The 20,936-nt window shown below is 51.1% G+C and carries 20 protein-coding genes; 4 read left to right on the top strand and 16 right to left on the bottom strand.

Annotation, left to right across the window (positions count from 1 at the left end; genetic code table 11):
- A complete protein-coding gene (locus ACXAFR_RS04845) occupies positions 1-588 on the top strand; it encodes a DJ-1/PfpI family protein (protein ID WP_475172860.1) in 588 nt (195 codons plus the stop codon).
- An 81-nt stretch (positions 589-669) separates the two neighbouring features.
- Here ACXAFR_RS04845 and ACXAFR_RS04840 read toward each other — a convergent pair whose 3' ends face one another.
- Complete coding sequence (locus ACXAFR_RS04840) at positions 670-1,299, bottom strand: LysE family translocator (RefSeq protein ID WP_475172857.1); 630 nt, start codon at positions 1,297-1,299, stop codon at positions 670-672.
- A gap of 53 nt (positions 1,300-1,352) precedes the next feature.
- Positions 1,353-2,138, bottom strand: a complete 786-nt coding sequence (locus ACXAFR_RS04835) for a PhzF family phenazine biosynthesis protein (RefSeq protein WP_475172854.1) — start codon at positions 2,136-2,138, stop codon at positions 1,353-1,355.
- A gap of 195 nt (positions 2,139-2,333) precedes the next feature.
- Here ACXAFR_RS04835 and ACXAFR_RS04830 point away from each other — a divergent pair, with 195 nt between their 5' ends.
- On the top strand, positions 2,334-3,725 hold the full coding sequence (locus tag ACXAFR_RS04830) for an aminotransferase-like domain-containing protein (RefSeq protein WP_475172852.1): 1,392 nt from the start codon (positions 2,334-2,336) through the stop codon (positions 3,723-3,725).
- A 51-nt stretch (positions 3,726-3,776) separates the two neighbouring features.
- Here ACXAFR_RS04830 and ACXAFR_RS04825 read toward each other — a convergent pair whose 3' ends face one another.
- From ACXAFR_RS04825 to ACXAFR_RS04810, 4 genes are all read right to left on the bottom strand, one after another.
- Positions 3,777-5,126 (bottom strand): MFS transporter, encoded by a 1,350-nt coding sequence (locus ACXAFR_RS04825; protein ID WP_475172849.1) that lies wholly within the window; start codon positions 5,124-5,126, stop codon positions 3,777-3,779.
- A 297-nt stretch (positions 5,127-5,423) separates the two neighbouring features.
- Positions 5,424-6,263, bottom strand: a complete 840-nt coding sequence (locus tag ACXAFR_RS04820) for a class III extradiol dioxygenase family protein (protein ID WP_475172846.1) — start codon at positions 6,261-6,263, stop codon at positions 5,424-5,426.
- Positions 6,256-6,675, bottom strand: a complete 420-nt coding sequence (locus ACXAFR_RS04815) for a protocatechuate 3,4-dioxygenase (protein WP_475172842.1) — start codon at positions 6,673-6,675, stop codon at positions 6,256-6,258. Before ACXAFR_RS04815 ends, ACXAFR_RS04820 begins: the two co-directional genes overlap by 8 nt.
- Before the next feature lie 190 nt (positions 6,676-6,865).
- Complete coding sequence (locus tag ACXAFR_RS04810) at positions 6,866-7,258, bottom strand: RidA family protein (RefSeq protein WP_475172839.1); 393 nt, start codon at positions 7,256-7,258, stop codon at positions 6,866-6,868.
- A gap of 138 nt (positions 7,259-7,396) precedes the next feature.
- Between ACXAFR_RS04810 and ACXAFR_RS04805 the strand changes: the two genes are divergently transcribed.
- On the top strand, positions 7,397-7,987 hold the full coding sequence (locus tag ACXAFR_RS04805) for a TetR/AcrR family transcriptional regulator (RefSeq protein WP_475172832.1): 591 nt from the start codon (positions 7,397-7,399) through the stop codon (positions 7,985-7,987).
- 19 nt (positions 7,988-8,006) lie between these two features.
- Here ACXAFR_RS04805 and ACXAFR_RS04800 read toward each other — a convergent pair whose 3' ends face one another.
- From ACXAFR_RS04800 to ACXAFR_RS04775, 6 genes are all read right to left on the bottom strand, one after another.
- Positions 8,007-8,792, bottom strand: coding sequence for an SDR family NAD(P)-dependent oxidoreductase (locus ACXAFR_RS04800; RefSeq protein WP_475172826.1), 786 nt, complete (start codon positions 8,790-8,792; stop codon positions 8,007-8,009).
- 63 nt (positions 8,793-8,855) lie between these two features.
- Entirely contained in the window at positions 8,856-9,680 is an 825-nt protein-coding gene (locus tag ACXAFR_RS04795) for an SDR family NAD(P)-dependent oxidoreductase (protein ID WP_475172823.1), read from the bottom strand.
- A 70-nt stretch (positions 9,681-9,750) separates the two neighbouring features.
- On the bottom strand, positions 9,751-9,993 hold the full coding sequence (locus ACXAFR_RS04790; RefSeq protein WP_475172819.1) for a lipoyl domain-containing protein: 243 nt from the start codon (positions 9,991-9,993) through the stop codon (positions 9,751-9,753).
- A gap of 13 nt (positions 9,994-10,006) precedes the next feature.
- Positions 10,007-10,978: an alpha-ketoacid dehydrogenase subunit beta gene (locus tag ACXAFR_RS04785; protein WP_475172812.1), complete on the bottom strand. Its 972-nt coding sequence runs from the start codon at positions 10,976-10,978 to the stop codon at positions 10,007-10,009.
- 2 nt (positions 10,979-10,980) lie between these two features.
- Entirely contained in the window at positions 10,981-11,979 is a 999-nt protein-coding gene (locus ACXAFR_RS04780) for a thiamine pyrophosphate-dependent dehydrogenase E1 component subunit alpha (protein WP_475172806.1), read from the bottom strand.
- A gap of 329 nt (positions 11,980-12,308) precedes the next feature.
- The gene (locus ACXAFR_RS04775; protein WP_475172802.1) at positions 12,309-13,172 is read right to left on the bottom strand and encodes a helix-turn-helix domain-containing protein; all 864 of its coding nucleotides are present in this window, start codon (positions 13,170-13,172) and stop codon (positions 12,309-12,311) included.
- A 148-nt stretch (positions 13,173-13,320) separates the two neighbouring features.
- Between ACXAFR_RS04775 and ACXAFR_RS04770 the strand changes: the two genes are divergently transcribed.
- Positions 13,321-15,534, top strand: coding sequence for a TonB-dependent receptor (locus tag ACXAFR_RS04770; protein WP_475172798.1), 2,214 nt, complete (start codon positions 13,321-13,323; stop codon positions 15,532-15,534).
- Positions 15,535-15,574: 40 nt separating this feature from the next.
- Here the strand turns inward: ACXAFR_RS04770 and ACXAFR_RS04765 are convergent, their stop codons facing one another.
- From ACXAFR_RS04765 to ACXAFR_RS04750, 4 genes are read right to left on the bottom strand one after another with little or no spacing between them, the layout of a single operon-like run.
- Complete coding sequence (locus ACXAFR_RS04765) at positions 15,575-16,342, bottom strand: ABC transporter ATP-binding protein (protein WP_475172795.1); 768 nt, start codon at positions 16,340-16,342, stop codon at positions 15,575-15,577.
- Complete coding sequence (locus ACXAFR_RS04760) at positions 16,339-17,376, bottom strand: FecCD family ABC transporter permease (RefSeq protein ID WP_475172788.1); 1,038 nt, start codon at positions 17,374-17,376, stop codon at positions 16,339-16,341. Before ACXAFR_RS04760 ends, ACXAFR_RS04765 begins: the two co-directional genes overlap by 4 nt.
- Positions 17,366-18,619 (bottom strand): ABC transporter substrate-binding protein, encoded by a 1,254-nt coding sequence (locus ACXAFR_RS04755; RefSeq protein ID WP_475172782.1) that lies wholly within the window; start codon positions 18,617-18,619, stop codon positions 17,366-17,368. Before ACXAFR_RS04755 ends, ACXAFR_RS04760 begins: the two co-directional genes overlap by 11 nt.
- Positions 18,616-20,856 (bottom strand): TonB-dependent receptor, encoded by a 2,241-nt coding sequence (locus ACXAFR_RS04750; RefSeq protein WP_475172779.1) that lies wholly within the window; start codon positions 20,854-20,856, stop codon positions 18,616-18,618. The genes ACXAFR_RS04755 and ACXAFR_RS04750 overlap by 4 nt, the downstream gene beginning before the upstream one ends.
- Between the last annotated feature and the right edge of the window lie 80 nt (positions 20,857-20,936).

Raw genomic sequence — 20,936 nt, 5'->3', positions numbered from 1 at the left:
ATGTTAAACGTTGGAATCTATATTTATGACGACGCGGAAGTGCTCGATTTTTCCGGACCATTTGAGGTTTTTTCAACGGCCAACCGAATGAATCTAGAACAGGATGCGTTTAACGTCTTTTTAATTGCGGAAACTAAAAACCCTGTTAAAGCCAGGGGTGGCTACAGCATCAACCCTCATTACGACATAAACAGTCATCCCCACATAGATGCCTTTATTGTCGTCGGCGGCGTCCACACCGAAGAATTGAAAAAAACTGAGATTATCCGCTGGGTAAAAACGACCGCTGAAAACGCCAGTACCGTTGCGTCTGTCTGCACAGGAGCTTTCATTCTTGCTAAAGCCGGCCTTCTCAACCAATTAACTGTTACCACTCACTGGGAAGATATTGCCGATCTTCGCAGCTCCTACCCAGAACTGACGGTTTTGGAATCGCAACGCTGGGTCGACCAAGGAAAATTTGTTACTTCCGGCGGCATTTCAGCGGGTATCGACATGAGCCTACATCTGGTTTCACGGTTAACGTCGGAAGAAATCGCCACAGGAACCGCTCGACAAATGGAATATGTTTGGCATCGAAATGAATAAGGCTTTTTCATAGATCGATGACTTTTCAAGGATCTATGACGTCAGCCCTTCTGACAAAGAAGGGCGATGAGATCTAACGAATTATTGAAATAACATCAATACACAAGACGCCGTCAGCACTCCGAGAACACGATTAAACCAAATCCGCTGTACTGGCTTGCGAACAAACTCCCGTATTTTTACGCCCATCAATGCCCAAACTGAGACACACGGAAGGCATAATGCCGTTTGCAGCCCGATGATTAACAGCAAACTGAGCAGCAACAAATCGCCGTTTAAACTGAAGGTGGAAATGGCGGTAATCGACATCATCCACGCCTTTGGGTTGACGAACTGAAACATCATCGCCTGGTAAAAACTCAGGGGCTTATCCACGCTGCGATCAGAATCGGCACTATTCGCGGTGAAAATTTTGTACGCCAACCACAGTAAATACAGACTACCGACAACTTTTAATATCGTGTGCAAGATAGGGAATTGGAGGAATAGGCTCCCCAACCCGGCGGCACAGGCAGAGACCATCACGGCGCACCCCGCCATAATGCCAAAAATATGCGGCAAGGTGCGCTGATAACCAAAGTTCATTCCAGACGCCGTCACCATCAGATTATTTGGTCCCGGAGTGATTGTGACAATCAACATATACACCAGCAAACTCAACAAATAACTTGCTGAAAAACTGGTTTGGGAAATGAGGTCGCTTTCTAACATGTCCATTTTTTTCCTACGTACCTGGGGCCTTTATCAGAGACTTCAAAGTTTCGTTACTCGGGTAAAAGGATCTCACCTTTCAGGTAAGTCACGGCTTGCCCGGTCATATAAACCCGTTCACCGTTATATTCACAGTGCAGCTCACCTCCCCGTCTAGACGCCTGAAAGGCGCGCAAATGGGATTTACCCAAACGTTCAGCCCAATAAGGGATCACCATACAATGCATGGATCCCGTTACCGGATCTTCTTCAATCCCCAGTTCCCGCAGACCAAAAAAGCGTGATACACAGTCGTAGGCACCTTCGCCTGGGGCCGTCAAAACAACACCACCACTGCCGGGCAGATGCAGAAAGGAACGATCAAACGAACGCACGATTTGCTCATCTGTCACGATCAGCCATTTTTCCTCATGTCGTAAAACTTCAATCGGCTGAAACCCGAAAACCTCAGCAATGTCTTTTGGTAAAGTATCTTCTTCTACCGGACTAGGAGGAAAATCCAGTTGATACCCGCCGGCAACTCTCCTGACTCGCAAGGGTCCACTCGCCGAAGAAAAGGTGACAGTCTCCTGCTCCAGCCCCAACTCCGTAAATAGGATGTGGGATGCCGCCAAAGTGCCATGACCACAGAGAGGAACCTCAACAGTGGGGGTAAACCAACGAATGCCATAGCCGTTGTGCTCTGGCACCACATACACCGTCTCTGACAAATTGTTCTCTGCCGCGATAGCCTGCATCAACGAAGGAGGCATCCAGGCCTCTAACACCATAACGGCCGCCGGATTACCGGCGAAAAGCTCAGAAGCAAACGCATCAACTTGATACAGAGTATGAGACATGGGGCAATCTCCTCTTGCCTTCATTGGATTTTCCGCTTAAATTGTATGCATACAATTTAAAGATTGAGCTTTATTCCGGCGATAAAAACCCTAAACCTCCAAATATGAGGCTGAGAAAAGGTTTTTCGCAAGAAGTGTATCGATTAAGCTCAGTCTAATGCAGACAATTTTACGGTCAATGATTTTTTTGTCACCATGACAATTTGGACACCCCAACAACTGGATCCCAGCATCCCCAAATATCAGGCGCTGGCCAATGCCATTGCAGAGGCCATCGCTCAAGGGTTACTGTCGCCCGGAGAAAAACTCCCAACTCACCGGGCCCTCGCCGATCGACTCAACGTGACCGTGGGCACAGTAACTCGAGCCTACGCGGAAGCAGAGAAACGACAGCTTATTGCCTCTAAGGTTGGCAGCGGAACCTTCGTGCGTCGTTTTAACGAATCCGAAGATTTTGTGATTGGCCATGAGCAACCTGACAGCACCATCGATCTCAGTTTCAGCCTCACGCTCAATCAGGGGCAAGCCCAACTGTTGGCTGAGACACTGGCTGGCTTGCAGCAAAACCCTGGCCTGCTCAAGCGACTACTGGAATACCAGACACCTGGAGGGCTCACTCATCACAGGGAGGCGGGATTACGTTGGCTGGAGTTGTCCGGCATCAGCACCGGAGACATGGACAGACTGCTTCTGACCAACGGCGGACAGCATGGCTTCCACACGGTTACCGCAGCACTCTGTCGCGCCGGTGACACGGTACTGTCGGCAGGACTGACTTATCCTGGATTTATTCTCAGCGCACAGCAGATTGGCGTGCGTCATATCGGGCTCGACAGTGATGACGAAGGCATACTTCCAGACGCACTCAACAGTGCCTGCGCCCGCTACAAACCCCGTGTCCTCTACATGAATTCCCGCATCAACAACCCGTCCTGCGAAACGACATCGTTGCAGCGTATGGATCAACTGGCTGAGATCGCCAGACGACACAGCTTATGGATAATTGATGATGATATTCTCGGTTGCCTGAGCGATCCGTCGATTCCTTCGATGGCGGAACGTCATCCAGATATCACCGTATTGGTGACAGGCACCTCAAAAGCGCTCACCGGCGGTTTGCGAGTTGGCTATTGTCTGCCGCCGAAACCTCTTGAACGAAATATCACCACATCCATTCGCGCCAGTGGCTGGATGACACCACCGCTTATGGCAGAGATCGCCGGCCAGTGGATCGAGCAAGGCACTGCAGAAAAGCTCATTGCCAACCAGCGTCTCGCACTGCTTGAACGCCATCGATTGGCTGCCGATAGGCTTGCTGATCAACAATTTTATGCCCAACCCCACGGCTTGAACATTTGGCTACTGCTACCCGAACCGCGTCGGGCTCAAGAATTTTGCCAATCCCTACAGCGGCAGTCGGTACTAACGAAGCCATCTACAGCCTTTGCTGCCGGACACTACCCCGCACCGCAAGCGATTCGCTTCTGTCTCGGCGGAGACACCAGCCTGGCAGCCTTAGACAGAGGACTGTCGATAATCAAAGAAGAATTACGCCAGGCAGGCGCGGAGTTTGAGTTTACACTTTAATAGATGTGAGCTTGTGGCTATTCCGGAAGAGCAGCCACTCATCTAGACAGACTAACCTCGTTGCTCTGCAACCACGCCAGATGACGACGCGGAAACCGGCTCTTCATGTTTGCGCAGAAACATCAACGTAATTGCCGCCAAACATGCCCCCATTCCCATCGCGACAGAAACCGGGAACAGATCGAAGCCGCTGGCGAAGAGGAAGCCGGCAATCATCGGACCCAGTGCGGCACCGCCACGCCCCAACCCAATGACAAAACCGGTACCAGAGGCGCGTACCGATGCAGGAAAATACTGCGCAAGTAAGGCGTAAAGTCCGACCACAGCGGCGTTGTTGAAGAATCCAGCAATGGCGCTGATCAGGGCGAGTTGAACAATGGTTTCTTGGCCCAAGCCAAAAACACAGATCATGATAAAACCGACGAACATGACGCTCATGATCAATTTTCGCAGATCCAATTTGGTCGCCAGCACGCCGATGATGGCAGCCCCTAAGGCACCGCCAACGTTTGCCCAAACCAATACACCACCTGCAGTCGACGCGGCAAAGCCCATATCGACTACAATTTTGGGAATCCACTTAATGATGTAGTAGAAACTCATGATGTGGAAGAAATACGCAAATGTCAGCACGATGGTGACGGACAGAAGCCCTTTGGAAAACAGCTGACGATAACCAGATTCCGCAGCACCTTCATGCTGCTCTTGCGGTGGAAGCTCATCGATTTGTTGGTGCCCCATACGCCCCAAGGTTTTGTTGATTTTTTCGAGCGCATTGGCTGGGCGTTTATCCACCAGATACTCGATGGATTCGGGCAACAGAAAATAGACAATAATCAGCGCAACCCCGGTGACCAGAGCACCGAAAATAAATACCGCTCGCCAATCAAAACTGACTAACAGCATGGATGCCACGGCACCACCGAAAATAGCCCCGAGTGGATAACCGGCAGCCATCAAAATTACGCAGAGATTTTTACTTTTCTTGTTCGAATATTCCGCCGCCATCGCATTGATGGCCGCTAACATACCACCAATTCCCAGGCCGGTAATAAATCGAACCACCAGCAGATTGCCGATAGAGTCCGCCAGTGCCGCTAGGTACATACCAGCTGTCATTACAATCAAGCAGCCAAGAATGGTCGGTCGTCGCCCGATCTTATCCGCCACACCGCCGAGAAACATGGAACCTACCGCCATGCCTATCAGTTCCATTGAGAGAACGATACCCAATTCCGCTCGATTAATATCCCAATCGGCTGCGATTCCTGGAGAGGCAAAACTGATGGCAAGAACATCAAACCCGTCTAATGCATTGAGAAAAATGCAAATACAGACCGCCGTGATCTGAAAGGAATTCATGGGAGAATTGGCCAGTATGGCCTTGGGATTATTCTTCATACATCAAACCCATTCTGTAATTGTTATGTTTGGGTGAAACTTCTCAGAGCTCACCAGGGCCTGGCACGATAAAGTCACGTCTGCCGGCTTGTGTTATATCTTATAACAATTATTGGCCGGTAAGGGAATCCTTTTTCAGCCAGATAATTCTCCCGGTAAACCAATGATGGACCCGGAATGTTATTCTTACATTAATGCCTTAGGTGCTGGCATAAAAGCGTACAGCGTCATGTCACACACTGCAGAGAAAGTGCCCCCATTGCCGAGCAACAGAGGCAATAATCGCGATACGTTAAATCAGGTATTTTCCAACAGCAGAACTCCGGCACCCGTATTGGAAATGGGTGCGTGGTAGTGTTTCTGCAGGCATTTCACATCGTCTTTCAATGCGCCGCGCATAACCAGCCACATAATGGTTTCGATGCCTTCTGTACCGGCTTCTTTCATAATGTCGTCATTGGTTTGACTTGCAAACCACTCAGGATTACTGATGACACTTTCTATCGTCGCCATATCATAATCGACATTAATCAAGCCCGCACGCTCACCTTGTAACTGATGCGACATTCCTCCGGTTCCTGCAATCACAACTTTGATATCTTCCGGATAGGATTCAATGGCTTTGCCTAGTGCTTTACCCAATTTGTAGCAACGACGCGCACTGGGTACCGGATGCTGAACCGTGTTGACTGCCAAGGGAATTGTTTTAATCGGCCATACGTCATGATCACCAAACAAGGCGCGCATCGGATTGACAAACCCGTGATCAACTTTCATTTCCTGGCAGGTACAGATATCGAATTCTTGCTCGATTAACGACTCCGCAATGTGCCAGGATAATTGTGCATCACCTTCATAAGGCGCTGTAGGTTTTAAGCCCCAGCCTTCATCAGCATTTTCGTAAATGTCAGCACAACCAAGCGCAAAGGTTGGCGTTTTGTCTAAAAAGAAATTCAAGCCATGGTCATTATAAACAATGATTATGACATCAGGCTGCTGCTCTTGAAGCCACGCTTTCACCGGCTCGTAACCGTCGAAAAAACGCTTCCAGTAATGCTCTTGGGTGATGCCTTGCGAAATGGCATTCCCTACCGCCGGGATGTGAGATGATGTGATACCGCCGATTAACTTAGCCATTCCAGTAACCCCCTTCTTGTTCTAATCGTTCTTCTAAACCGTCGCGGTTTTTTAACAAGTTTTCGCGAAATTCGTCACCGGTTATTCCTTGAAACGCCGCCCCCGCATCTTGAACGGTTACGCCGCGAGGAATACAGAATTTAGCCAGATAATAAATGTTGGCTCCGGCGCGCAGAATGCCGAGGAAATCTTGTTCGACAACCAGTTTTTTGTGTTCTTCAGGTAAACGGAATTTGTCACAGTAGGCGGCGGGATCCGCATCGAATTCGGCGCGACAGGCTTCATCGTTGAAAGAGTAGAAGAGTTTATTCAGGGCGTAGGAGCTGTGCGCTCGCTTGCCGTCAAAAACATAGGTCCCGGGGATCTCCTCGTACTCATGCTTTTTCCAGGCCATGGCAACCTCACTTATCATAATGATTATCGATTTACTAACTCGGAGGATACCGACGAAGAATCTGACAAGCAAGAGTTGTGGATCCATTACAAGAGATAAATCGCTAAAACAGCCTCCATATAACCATTTTGGGATCCATTTATCTCAAAATCCAAACTCTTCCTTATCAAAATCCAAACTCGCGGTTAAGGTGTTCTTATCGATAAGTTTATATCGGAATACGCGCAATCACTTTGATTTCGAAATCGAATCCAGCCAACCAGGTTACCCCCACCGCCGTCCAATTCGGATAAGGCGCGGAGGGAAAGGCCCTTTTGCGCTCCGCCATAACAGTCTCGACTTGAGACTCGGGATCTGTGTGAAATGTGGTGAAATCAACGATGTCTTCCAAGCTGCATCCACCGGCTGCCAACGTGGCTTCCAGGTTTTCGAACGCGCGACGGACCTGTCGAGCAAAGTCGGGCTCCGGGGTGCCATCTTCTCGACTGCCAACCTGACCCGAGACGAACAGCAAATCGCCAGACTTAATGGCGGCGGAATAACCATTTTTTACATAAAGATCCTGCCTTTGCTTAGGGAATACCGCTTCAAAAGCACTCATAAAAACCTCACAGATTCACAATAAAGAAACGAAACGAATCACTCACCCCACATTAACATACGGAGCGTATCCAAATTAAATAGATACGAGGCGTATGTCAATATAAAATACGCGCCGTATGTCAAACGGAGGCAATTTATGGTGACACGAGCAGAAAAGATGGCCGCCACGAGAATCAAGTTACTCGCCGCAGCACGAAAAGCGTTTGCAGAGGAAGGCTACGCGAAAGCGTCTATGGATAAATTAACGGCAGAGGTCGGACTGACACGCGGAGCCCTGTATCACAACTTTGGAGACAAACGCGGACTTTTCGCTGCGGTTGTTGACCAACTCGATTCTGAGATGGCGGAACGGGCTAAAGCCTACGGCGCCGGAGAGAAGGATGTTTGGGGAAGCTTATTAAAAGAGGGAACCGCCTATATCCGCAGCGCACTGGATCCGGAAATTCAGCAGATTGTGCTGCGTGATGGCCCGGCGGTGTTAGGTGATCCATCCCGCTGGCCAAGTCAAAATCGCTGCCTGGAGGCGACGAAAACAGCGATCGAGCATTTGATCGACAGCAAGGTGTTCAAGCCCGTCGATCCGACAATCACAGCAATGTTGATCAATGGCGCAGCAATGAATGCCGCCATGTGGATCGCTGCCAACGGTCAATCCAGTGAGGATGCCGACAAAACCATCTCGATATTTATCACCATGGTCTCGGGATTTTTAGAAAAGCCCTTGTAAGGCGAACGCGTGATGTGCACTACCCCGCCGAAACCATCGACCAGCCGCCATCGATTTTGTATTCAGAGCCAGTGACATAGCGGGAATCATCGGACAATAAATAACTCACCAGCCCGGCTACATCGTCGGGCAAGCCTCGCTCACCGAGAGGAATTTGTTTGCAGAATTCTGTCTCGACCGCCTCGGCGCTGTTGCCGCTCGCCGCAGCGATTTCATCGATAATGTTATCGGTCATACGGGATTTTATGATTCCCGGATGTACAGAATTGCAGCGAATTTTATGACCGTCCTGAGCGCCAATATAAGCCGCTGATCTTGCCAGATGTGCAACGCCAGCCTTGCTCGCACCATAGGCAATACCGGAAGGATTACACATGTAAGAAACGATGGATGACAGAAGCACTATAGAGCCGCTGCCGTGTTTTTGCATCTGCGGCATCACGGCTTTAAGCCCCCAAAAAGAACCATTCAGGTTGATGTCGATGACGCGTTTCCAATCCTCCTCCGTTGTGTCCAAGCCGCCGACTTTGATGCTGCCTTCAATTCCCGCACAGTTAACCAATCCGTGAATGCCACCATGCTGCTCAACGACAGCTGAGGCAACTTCCTGCCACTGCTGCAGACTGGACGCGTCATGACGCATATAGCTACCACCGAAGCTCTCTGCCACCGACTGACCTTTCTGTTCCTCAACAATATCGGTGATGACCACTTGCGCACCATCGCCAGCCAGACGTTTGGCACAGGCACCTCCAATGCCGCCGGCACCACCGGTCACCAGCACCACTCTTCCTGACATCGACATGATCTCTCACCTCTATTATTGTGATTTAGGATTCAATTGCAGATCGCGAATACGTAAACAGCATCAGTAGCTGCTGACGAGAGATACACCGCCATCGATAAAAAGCTCTGCCCCGGTCATAAAGTTGGATGCATCAGAAGCCAAATACAGCGCTAGCGGTTTGATTTTTTCGACATCACCAAGGCGCCCGAGAGGAATCATATCCCGCCACACTTTTTGCACATCGGGATTATGCAGGTGTCCGCCACCGATATTGGTGATAAACGACCCTGGCGCAATTGCATTAACCCGAATGTCAAACCCAGCCAACTCGCGCGCTAAATTACGCACCATATGAGCGGCTCCGGCTTTCGCCAGCATGTAGGCGGTGCAAACCATGGGCACAGTAATTTCCGACGCATTGGAGGTTGTCACAACGATAGACCCCGGCTTGCCCCCCTGCTTCATAACACGCGCGGCGTTACGGACCGTATAAAAGGCACCGTCCATATTCACCCGCACCACCTTGTCCCAGATTTCCGGCGGCACTGTGTCTACCTGCCCGTCTTCGGTTCGCTCGCCGAGACCATTTTTCCAACCAGAACCGGCGCCGGTACCCGCATTGGCAAAACAGATATCCAGACCGCCGTACACTTCCATGTGCTCGTCAAACACCTGTTCGGTACGTTTAAGATCCGTTATATCCAGCCCGGTCCCCCGGACCTCAAATCCCTTAGCACACAATGCCTCGGCTCGCGCTTCGGCGACATCGCCTTTGCGATCCGTCAAGGTGACCTTGGCGCCGGATTCGGCCAAGGCCTCGGCGACTGCCAGACCAATACCCGATGCGGCTCCCGTTATCAGAGCTGAGCGCCCACTGATATCGAACTGTTGTAATACAGAATTCATAGTAACTCCGCTGTTATTTTTATCTAACCCGATTTCTGTAAGCACAAAACCAGGCCCCTAAAAGCGGGGATTATTTTTCGATCTCCACCACGCAAATAGCATCGCCGACCTCGGCGTCTTCACCTTCGCCGACGATAATTTCCAGCAGTTTTCCGACGGCTGTCGCCTCAACATCCTGTACCACTTTTTCTGTTTCAATACCGTAGAGCGCATCGCCCGGTGCAAAACTATCGCCCGGCTGTTTGTACCAACTCGCAATGGTTGCTTCCTGCATGTTCATGCCAACGCGGTTGAGTTTTAACGTCATCTTCATGGAGCAACCTCTGCTACTTCTGTAATAAATCCAATACCGCCTGACGGACCTTATGCTTGTTCGGCAAGACTTCAGCTTCAGCACCCGGCGCAAAGGGAATCGCAACGTTTGGAATATTGACGCGCTTAACCGGCGCCTTGAGATGAGAGAAACCTTTATCGGCGCAGATTGCAGCAATGTGGCTGGCGGCACCGCCGCTGTCTCGTGATTCATCAACCACCACCACACGGCCCGTTTTCGCCAGGGTCTTCACAATGGCGTCTTCATCGAGAGGTACCAGAGTGCGCAAATCAATGACCTCAGCATCAATACCGTCATCGGACAATAACTTGGCGGCATCTAAGGAAGGTTTCATCATCGAGCCAATCGAAATAATGGAGATGTCCGATCCCTCTCTGGCCACGGCCGCCTGGCCAAAAGGAATGGTGTAGTCGTCTTCCGGAACATCCCCCATCTGCCCCCCGCGAATGCTCGCCTCCAGAAAAACGCACGGATCGTTACTGCGCAACGCCGTTCGCAAAAGTCCCTTAGCGTCGGCGGAGTTTGATGGCATCACAACGTTTATGCCGCCCAGGTTCATCAACGCGGGATGGGCACTGTCACTGTGTTGGGCGGCGTTGGATGCGCCGCCACCATAACCGGCAATAATGGTGAGCGGAATATTCACTTGACCACCGGTCATCAGTCGCATTTTTGCGATCTGATTGGCAATGGCATCCATACCTGTGTACAGAAAATTGGAAAACATCATATGCAGAACAACGTGGTAGCCTGCTGACGTTGCGCCCAGAGCCATACCGGTCATTGTCGCTTCACAGATGGGTGTGTTGCGAATGCGATTCGACCCAAATTTTTCATGAATGCCACGACAGTCGCCGAAAATTGCCAGCTCCACATCTTCGCCGATGATGATGATATTGTCGTCCCGCGCCATCTCTTCATGGAGCGTATCGTTTATTGCTTGTATGTAGCGTCTGCGCGCCATTATCAGGCCTCCTCAGAAAACATCAGCGAATACGGCAACATTGGATCCGCATCCTCGCAACTTTCCGCATACGCCACAGCTTCGGCGACAAAGCGACAAACCTCTTCATGTATGCTGTCGATTCCACCTTGATCAAGCACGCCCTTGTCCAGCAGTACAGTTTCAAAACGGGAGATCGGATCTTTGTCTTTGGTTTGCCACGCGGCAATTTCTTCGTCAGTACGATAGTTGTAACCGCCTAGAAACGCCGCTTCGGCCTCCAAATGCCCCCGAATCCGATAGGTAATGGTTTCGACATAGGATGGCCCCCCGCCCGCGCGAGCGCGCTCAACCGCAGTTTTTACGGCTGCTTGCACGGCCAACACATCGTTACCATCGACGATTTCGGTAGGCATAAAGGCTTTGGCACGATCCACCAGTTTGCCGCCGGTCACCGTTGACGACACGGTAAATTCCGAGAGGCCATTGTTTTCACAAAAAAAGATGGTGGGTAATTGCCAGGCAGAACTGACGTTCATGGATTCCATAAACACACCCTGGTTGGCAGCACCATCGCCAAAACAACACATGCTGACGCGACCATCACCCCGCAGATGAGTTCCGAATGCCGCGCCGGTGGCAATGGCAAAGCCACCACCGACAATGCCGTTAGCGCCAAATATTCCCTTGGAAAGATCGGCAACATGCATGGATCCTCCCATGCCTTTACAGATGCCTTCTCGCTTGCCCCAGATCTCGGCAAACATATCTTTTAGGTTGCCGCCTTTTGCGAGAAAGTGACCGTGACCTCGGTGGGTGCTGGTGATCCAGTCGCGCTCACTGAGTACCGAGCAAGCGCCGACACCCGACGCTTCCTGCCCGATGTAGAGGTGAACGCCACCGGGAAACTTACCTTCTTTCCCCAGGTCTCGAAGCGTTTCTTCGGCTTTGCGGATTAACAGCATTCGCTTGAACAGCGAGAGCTGGTTCTCCCTCTCGTCGTTAATGTTATATGGAACCATGAGAACTCCCGAAAAACGGTGTTAAGGCGGCATGTCTTAGAATTATGAGAAACATCCGCCGCAAACGGATCGCCTCTGACAGGGCATAAATCGATGGTCTTAAGATTTACCTAAAGTGTCAGATGACAATGCTTGCAGTCTGAGGAGCAAACAGAATCAGAACAATGGCTATAAGTGCACAGACATGGTCTTTGGGAGAACCGGGCGATCGCTATCTCGCAGCCTTTAGCACGCCTATCCGCGAGGCATCTGCTGCCTCGAAAACATTTTTCAACAGGCTGCTAGACAAGCCTAAAGAGGGATTCGTAATGGGTTAGCAGAAAAGATCGTTATTTTCGGGAGTGGCCACGTCGCCATTGGGACGGCGTACAACCGACTACGCGCCGAAATGCGGCAGAGAATTTACCTGGATTTGCATAGCCCACCGCAAGAGCGGCATCAATCACAGAACCACCCTGGGTGAGTAATTCTTGAGACCTAGCGACACGCAGCTGAGTGATAAAGACATAAGGGGCATAACCGAAAGAAGCTTTGAATAAACGGACAAAACCACGCTCATCCATATTCAAAGCGTTTGCCAAATCCTGGATTCGAAGATCCTGAGTGAGGTGTTGATCAATAAATTCCCTCAAGCAACTGATCTGACGTCGATTCAGACAGCGGCCGCCAGATTTTGACAGCTCGCTCGGAGCCAACTCGAGTAATCGCTGTAAAATAATGGACTTTCCCTCATCCCAAAATGCGGTATTACTCTCGTAAAAGTCACCGGCCAACCAGAGCGCCTGGGCAACCGATCTGACCACCTTATCATTGATGACTCGCGATGGTAATTGTTCGAGTGCGCGAACCGTATTTTGCTCGGAATTTAATGTGGCAATCTTGGAGAGGTCCAATGCAATGCCCAGCATTTCAATATTCGGAGAAGTAAAACATCGATCATCATTCGGTGCCGTAACAGCGGTAGTGCCTGGGCGCCAAAGCCAGCAATTTGACTCGCTCGCGGTGTAATACGTCAAGTTGCCACCACCGGACAAACAAAGACCCAGCTTAAGGTGTTGGCTCGCTTGTAACACTCCCTTCATCTCGGCAAAGAAAGACCGCACCATAATCACCGATTTATCGCCAGATGCGACAATTTTCGATTCAGGTTGAACCGAAACCAAGTCATCTAGAATCTTCTGGCCGGAATACATCGTGCTTTAATAACCCTCCCCCAAGAAACGTTATAATATATCAATTCTGGTAAAAATGGAGCAGTTGTCAGAATCGGAGCAGCACGGGCGATCAAACCGCATTAGAGTGCCATAAAGATGCTGTTTATCTCGTTCAGGAAGATGATTTATGATTCAAGGATTGGGCTCCGCCACTTTCTACACAAGCCTATTCGCATACCTTGTGTATTCACCTCATAGCTCGGCACAAATCTCAGATAACGCTGACAGATCTCAAGTCAATACAACGAATGAAAAAGTCGAAGAAGTGATTGTCACTGGTAGCAAACGCGATACCTCACTGATTGATTCAGATTTGTCGGCCACCATTCTTGATGCCACAGCGATAGATCGGGCACGTATCCGTGAATTCCATCGCATTGACGATTTGGCACCGAATGTTCAATTCAACGAATCTGGGCAGCGCGGCAGTATTTACATCACGGTACGAGGCGTAGAATCGAACCCCTTTATCGTCAATCGTGCCGCTGTCTATATCGATGGAATTCCTTTTCGCGAACTGAGTAATTCGGTACTGAATCAAATAGAAAGCGTTGAAGTTCTGCGCGGCCCGCAGGGCACCCTCTATGGTGCAAACACCGAATCTGGGCTGATCATTGTTACGACAAAGTCGCCCAGCGAAAACGCCACAGGAAATTTGCGCGTCACTGGAGGCCAGTATGATTCCGGCGCAGCGCTGGAAGCGGACGGCTATGTCTCAGGACCATTAAATAATCGCGGCTTGTCGGGCTCATTAGCCTTCAGCGTTGCGGAAGAAGATGCCTATGTAAAAAACAGAGGCACATCGACCGGCGAGACGGGTGAAATTAACGACACCTTCTTACAAGCTCGCCTCAAGTGGACACCAACCGATCGTTTGACCGTAAATATTACCAGTTATTGGCTGGACATGGATGCACCGGGAATTTTCGATCAACAGTACATGCCCCTTGACCTCAACCAATACAACGCGCTTTATGCCGAAGATTACAATGGTGGACGCGTTGAGGACGATTGGACAGCGTATGAGGACGCCCCCAAATACACGACAGAAGAGGAATTCGTCGCCGGGATAAGCGCTAATTACCGCTTGAATTATGGCTCAATCGATATCGCGGCTTCTTATCGACAACTGGACGAAGAAGCAAAAGGTCTTGATTTCGATTTGACCGCCATGCCAATCGTCGCTGGTGTCGAAGCTGAAGAAGAAGACTATAAAAACCTTGAAATTCGCTTTGCATCACCAGACTCTGATAAATTTGATTACATCGTTGGCGCCTCCTACTACGAAGAATCCGAAATACGCCAGTTATCAACGCTCCAAGGCGCCGGAGGCCTAAATGATTACCTCGAGGCGCCCCCTCAACGAGAAGAAGGCGCCGACGCCAGTATCTTTGGTTCTTTTAATTGGTATTTGACCGACAAACTCAAGTTCGGAGGCGGACTTCGCTACGATCGTGCACAACGCGAGACTCAACAGCAGTCTGGCTCTCTGGACTTAGGGCTCGGCACCATCATCCGCTATCAGGATGCAGAACTGGACGAGACCTTTGATGCCTGGCTACCCAAGCTGTCCTTGGTTTATAAGATTTCAGAAAATTTCTCGGTCAATGCGTCGACGGCAAAAGGCTATATCCCTGGTGGATTTAACCTAACCGCCATTCAGGATGGTATTGTTGATGAGGCTGTCTTGACCTATGACAGTGAAACCCTATGGAGCCGGGAGCTCGGGGCAAAATGGCAATCTGATGACAGACGCCTGAGGATTTCGGGTGCTATTTTCCATATCGAATCGGATAATTGGCAGGAAATCCAAATTGCCAATGACGCCAACGGCCGACCGGTGAGTTCTGACTATATCAGTTCTGAAGCCTCTATTCGCAGTCGTGGTTTTGAAATCGAAAGCAATTGGCTGGTATCCGATGCGCTAACTATCGATGCCCACTTTGGCTATGTGGATGCAGATTACAAAAGCCTACAATTGGACGAAACCTTGAACGTCAAAGGCCAACCGGTACAACTCGTTCCTGAATACGACGGTGGAATGTCACTTCGCTATGAGTGGCCAGTAGGCCTCTACTTTCGAGCAGAAGGCAATTTTACCGGCGCCATGCCGTTGCGGGCGCGAGGCGATATTGAACAAAAGGCAACGTCAATTTGGGGGTTACAAGTTGGCTATCAAGCAGACACCTTTGGTATCCGCTTGTTTGGTGAAAACTTAACAGACGAGCGCCGCGCCAGCGGACTGGCTATTGAGAACCTGGCCTTTGGGAGCGACGGACTTTTCTATGCTCCCCTAGATGCACCGCGGATCATCGGTTTGGAGGTTGAGACCTGGTGGTAATTATTAAAGACAGCGACAACCTCTAAACATAATCGAAAGGCTATCCATTACGTAATTCGAATTGATGGGTTGCCGGGGAAAAATACACCGTATCAGTGTCAAAAGCAGCCGCCATTGCCGCCTTCTGCAGTTGATCCGGTTTCCCCGCGAGACAATTACCCTTGCCGTCGAGAAGCCAGATGTCATCCGCCAGACGCATGGAGAGCTCCAGGTCATGACTGGAAAGAATAATGACGGCCTGCTGCTGCACTGCATACCGCTTTAACAACAACATAGTGTCAACCCGCCCCGGCAAATCGAGAAACGCCGTGATCTCGTCGAGCAGCAACAGCTTAGGGGCCTGGGCGATGGCTCTGGCCATCAGTACCCGTTGCTTTTCCCCATCACTCAGGTCACTGATGTAACGGCCCAGCAGATGCGACGCGCCAGCCGTCGCAATCGCGTTTTTTATGCAGGCCAGATCACTGTCGTGTAAGCGCCCCTGCCAACCCGTATGAGGCTGGCGTCCCATGGCAACCACATCGTCCACGGTAAGTCCCAGACCAAATTGTCGCTCAGTCAGCACCACGGCAATCTGTTGCGCGCGTTCGATGCCCTTGAGGTGGTGAATATTCTGGTGTTCCAGATATGCTTCCCCCAGCAGAGGCGGTTGCAGTCCCGCCAGAGTGCGCAACAACGTCGATTTACCCGTGCCATTGCGTCCCAACAGACAAATAAACTGGCCAGCAGCAGCGCTCAGATCGAGGGCACGGATCACCGGATTGTCGCTGTTACCGTAACCGACACTGAGTCCCTTGAGTTCGATCATGCTTGACGCCTGACTATCGGTGAAAAGACCAATAAAAAAATGACTACGGGTGCGCCGATCAAGCCTAGCACCGCATTTAAATGCAGAAAATGCACCTGCCAGGGCAAATTAACAACCAGATCCGCCGCCAGCGCCAGGGCGGCTCCGGCGGCCGCCGCAAGTGGTAACAACCCCAATATACTGGCCGAGCGGGAAACCGCCCGGGCGAGATGCGGCACAATCAAACCGAGGAAGGTGATGGGCCCACAATAGGCGGTAACCGGTGCGACCAACAGCACCACGGCCAACAACGTCAGACGCTGTAATTTCGCCACATCCGTCCCTAAACTGCGCGCGTAGGTTTCTCCGAGCAACAGGTTGGTCAGCGCTTTACTATTCGCAACCGCGAGTGCTAACCCGACCACTATTGGTGGCAGCATCATGGCGATATGGTCAAACGTAGCAGAGGCGAAACTGCCGTCCGCCCAACCGGAATACACTTTGGCGCCAACACGATTGGCAAAGTGAATGATGACGCTGACCAGTCCCTGCACCGAGAAACCGAGCATCAACCCCACCACCAGCAATGAAATCGTCCCAACCCGGCGGGACAGAGCCATCATCCCCATCGCCGCAAGCAGCACCCCCAGCCCCGCTGCCAAGGTTAAACTAATCCCATCAAACAGCTGAATAAACGCGATGGCCGCAGGACCCACGAATCCCGCCGCAGCCACCGCCGTTGCCACCCCCAATTGACCTCCGGCGGTCAGCCCCAGGGACCAGGCGTCGGCCATCGGATTGCGAAACAGTGTTTGCATAAGCACGCCAGCTACTCCGAGGGCGGCACCTGCAACAATGGCCATAACAATCCGCGGCAAACGGATGTTGGCGACAATATGCTCGACAGCTGTATTGTCAGACCCACCGAACAGTGCGCTGAAGACGGAATTCATATCCAGCATAACCTGGCCAATGCTCAGCGACGCCCCCACTAGGACGAGAATAAGCAGACCCAGTCCCGTGAGTCCTATAAGAGGCCTGCGACTAGTGATCATACATCTGGGTATCCGGCTGAATGTATTGAAAAGGCCCCTGCTCTGGCAGCTCTGGATGCAGCATGTGAACCAGATCCGCCAGCACACGATCAGGACGCAAAACCGCGCCCTCATAATAGTCAAAGGCATCGGCTTTCGGCTTGTTCATGCCATCAATCGCAAAGACACAGCCATCGCGATAAGCGCGAAATAGCGCCAGGGTTTTCTGGTCGGTAAAAGCCTGAGAATGGCTGTCACGCAGAATGGCACATTCCGCTTCCGCGCCTTGAAGTATTATCTGCTCGGTACTGAGTTTTTGAAATTCATCGCGACGGGGATCATCTGGTTCTTCCAATAGATTGCGCCCATTGGCATCACGTAACAGCGCCGCCTCGGAATTGCGCACGGTGGCCATCCAGCGACCACTGCCGCTATACCAGGCGGAAATGACACTTTTGGTGGGTCTCTGTGCTGCGGCCGCTTTTAATGCGTCGACCCGATTTACCACCGATTCAACAAAGACCTGTGCTTCCCCATAGCGACCGGTCAACAGCCCCATCAGCAGAAGATATTCAACCTTGCCGAGGTAATGGGGCTCGGAATTGATAAACATGGGAAAGACCGGAACATCCAAACCCCGAATACGCGTCATCTGCGCGGCATGACTGAGATCGCCCATGGACATCAGCAACACGTCCGGCGCTGCTCCAAGCAGGGCATCCAGCACGGGTGGCATATGCCAGCCATACCCGATCTGAGCGATCTCTCCGGCAAGTACACGCTGTCGAATGTCATCGTTATAGGATTTGGGACCACCGACAGCAACCAGGCGATCATCGACATCTAACGCTGTGAGCATGGCCTCAAAAGGCGCCATATTGACAGCAATACGATCAACCGGAATGCGCAAAACCTGGGCATCCGCCAAGGTGCCCGAGAGATCGGGCATAGGCGTATTCTTCGGCACAAGAAGGATTTGTGCGCGCTGTTCGGGGCCATCCGCGGCCCCACCCCAAGTCGCAATCGATGCCTGTAAATCTACGACCCAAACGTCGCCGACACGCGTTAACGAAAACGTTTTTGCGTAGTCCAGGGGAACAGGAATCGACTCCATGCCCGCGGCCATCACGCCACTCTTCGGCCCAACGGAGTGTTCAGATGTTTCACTCGATGAAGAGGATTGTGTCGCTTCGGGGTCATCGCCTGAACCACAACCGGTGAGTACTGTCCCCCATATCAGCCAGGCACAAAACCATCGACTCACCAGACAAACTCCAGCGAAGCCCTTAACTCTCTTTCCGGTCCTGGCGTTGCATACGTTGGCGCGGTTGTATCACCAAAGTAAAAGTAGTACTCATCATCCAGCGCGTTGGTCGCGGTAAAAGACAGCTTGGTGCCAGACCAGCTGGCCGGCATGATATCCAATCCCAGCGTTAACAGATCATACTGACCACCCGAGACGCGATTGTCCTGGGTAATTTCGTAGTCATCGTAAAATTCGTAGGATGCCCGCCACTCCAACCAAGCTATCGGCCTGTGGGCGAAGGAGAAATAGACGGTATTTTCAGCAACACCTACCGGCGTGGTGCCGGATAAGTCGGATACCGTACCGTAGCTGTTAATCAGATACTCATCCCATTCCGGCTCAATATGACTGGCCGTCATCTGCAGAGATATTTGGTCGGTCAATTCATAAGCCAGAGACAGCTCAATGCCCTGACTCTCATACCGCTGGCCAAAGGTAATCAAGTTAGACGGTTGAGAATAATCAGATTCCGCCGCGGGGTTGGGCACCGTCTGCCGGCGATTTTTTTGCAGTGTCTGAAAGACGGCAATTTCCGACAGTAAGCGTCTGTCGTCCGATTCGTACTTCCACCCCAGTTCGAAACTGTCTATGGTTGTCGGCTTGTTTTCCGGTCTCGCATAGTTAGCCGGATTCCATTGAAAGATATCGCCAAAGTTGGAATTAAATCCACGCCCGTAAGAGAAATACCACTGCCCCAACTCGGTTTGCCACATCAGGGCCAGCCTGGGCGAAAATGCATCGGCGTCACCACTCATGTCGCCACTGGCAGAGTTGCCCGATACCGGATCAAAACTGGCCTCACGCTCAAAAGAGTCGTACCTCAATCCGAGAGTCGCTGTCAGGGAATCGGTTAACCGAATCTCATCCTGAACAAACACGCCCCAGGAGGTGTCTTCCACAACATTGTTACTGTAAGGCAAATCCTGCACAAAACAGGGGTTATCCCGATTGACGATTTCTCCCGTGGTGTAGTCAATTTCAATTAAGAAGAAAGAAAAACCACATTCTGCGGTAAACCCATTCTGCCCGGACCACATATCGTAATTATCAGAGCGCGCATAGTCAGCACTAACGCCAGCGACCAGACTGTGCCGATCAGAAAGCCAAGTGACACTGTAATCAAACACCACAGCATCCTGTTCTTTTTCTGAGCTGAAGCCATTGACCGCGTAGATATTCTCTGCGGGATTAAAGCCGAAGGAATCGTAAAAATTCAGGTTGTTCTCTCGCTCACTGCGACGCAATTGCAGGGCGGTCGACATGGACAGAGATGAACTCAGTTCATGATCAAATTTTGCCGTTGCCGAGAGTGTCTGATTATCGTCTTCGGGGTCTCTGTAACCGAGAAACGCTTCGCGACCACCCGCAACCGGCAGTAGATTGCCATCATTGTCCAGCGGGATACCATTGGGTATCCCTTTGACCACATCATAATAGTTGGCATAGAAGGTCAACTCAGATGCGTCGCCAATGGGCATGGCGTACTTGGCAAAAAGGTTGGTTCGTTCAAAGCCACCTTTTTCCCGCCAACCGTCGTACTCCTCACGGGTGAGGTCAATTAACAGGCCTGCATCATTATCCATACGCCGGGAAACCGATCCCTGAGCTTTCCAGTAACCGTTACTGCCTCCACTCACCGACAGCCGACTTTCGTCCCGGTCGGGAGCTCTAGTGATATAGTTGGTAAGGCCGTAAACCGCACCCCGTCCATAAAGAGTCGAACCCGGGCCTTTGGCAATTTCAACCCGATCCACGACGCTGTAGGGAATTTGATCCAGCGGCGCAGATTCAAACACCCCCATAAACGGAATGCCATCGATTAACGCGAGATAACCTTCGGTTCCGGTTGAACCGCGAAAAGAAACAAACGGAAACGCATCGCCATCACCCTCTCCCCGGCGAAAAGAAATACCGGGAATGCCACGAAACTCATCGGTTCCATAGGTAAATCCTTTGGCCATGAGCAGGTCCATCTCCTGCACGCTGATCGACACAGGCACATCGACCAGAGATTTCTCCGTCCGGGTACCTGTGACCGTCATGGTTTCCATTTTTTCTTGGCGCGAACCGGTTTCTTCCGCATCGAGTACGGGTGATGCTGCTAAAGTCATTGCAACCAATAGATTTTTTAAGTCCAAGTCAAACTGCGTATCTCTAGCACGGAAGCCTTTCACACCACGAAATCCCTTTACCATCGATGGGCGATCCCAAAGTTCAATGTCTTAGGCCTTCAATACTATGTTATAACATAACATAAATACAACAGCGCATTTTG

Source organism: Pseudomaricurvus sp. ABR4_320, from assembly GCF_056159445.1.
Note: the sequence above shows the minus strand (reverse complement) of the source record. Positions and strands in the feature narration are given on the sequence as shown.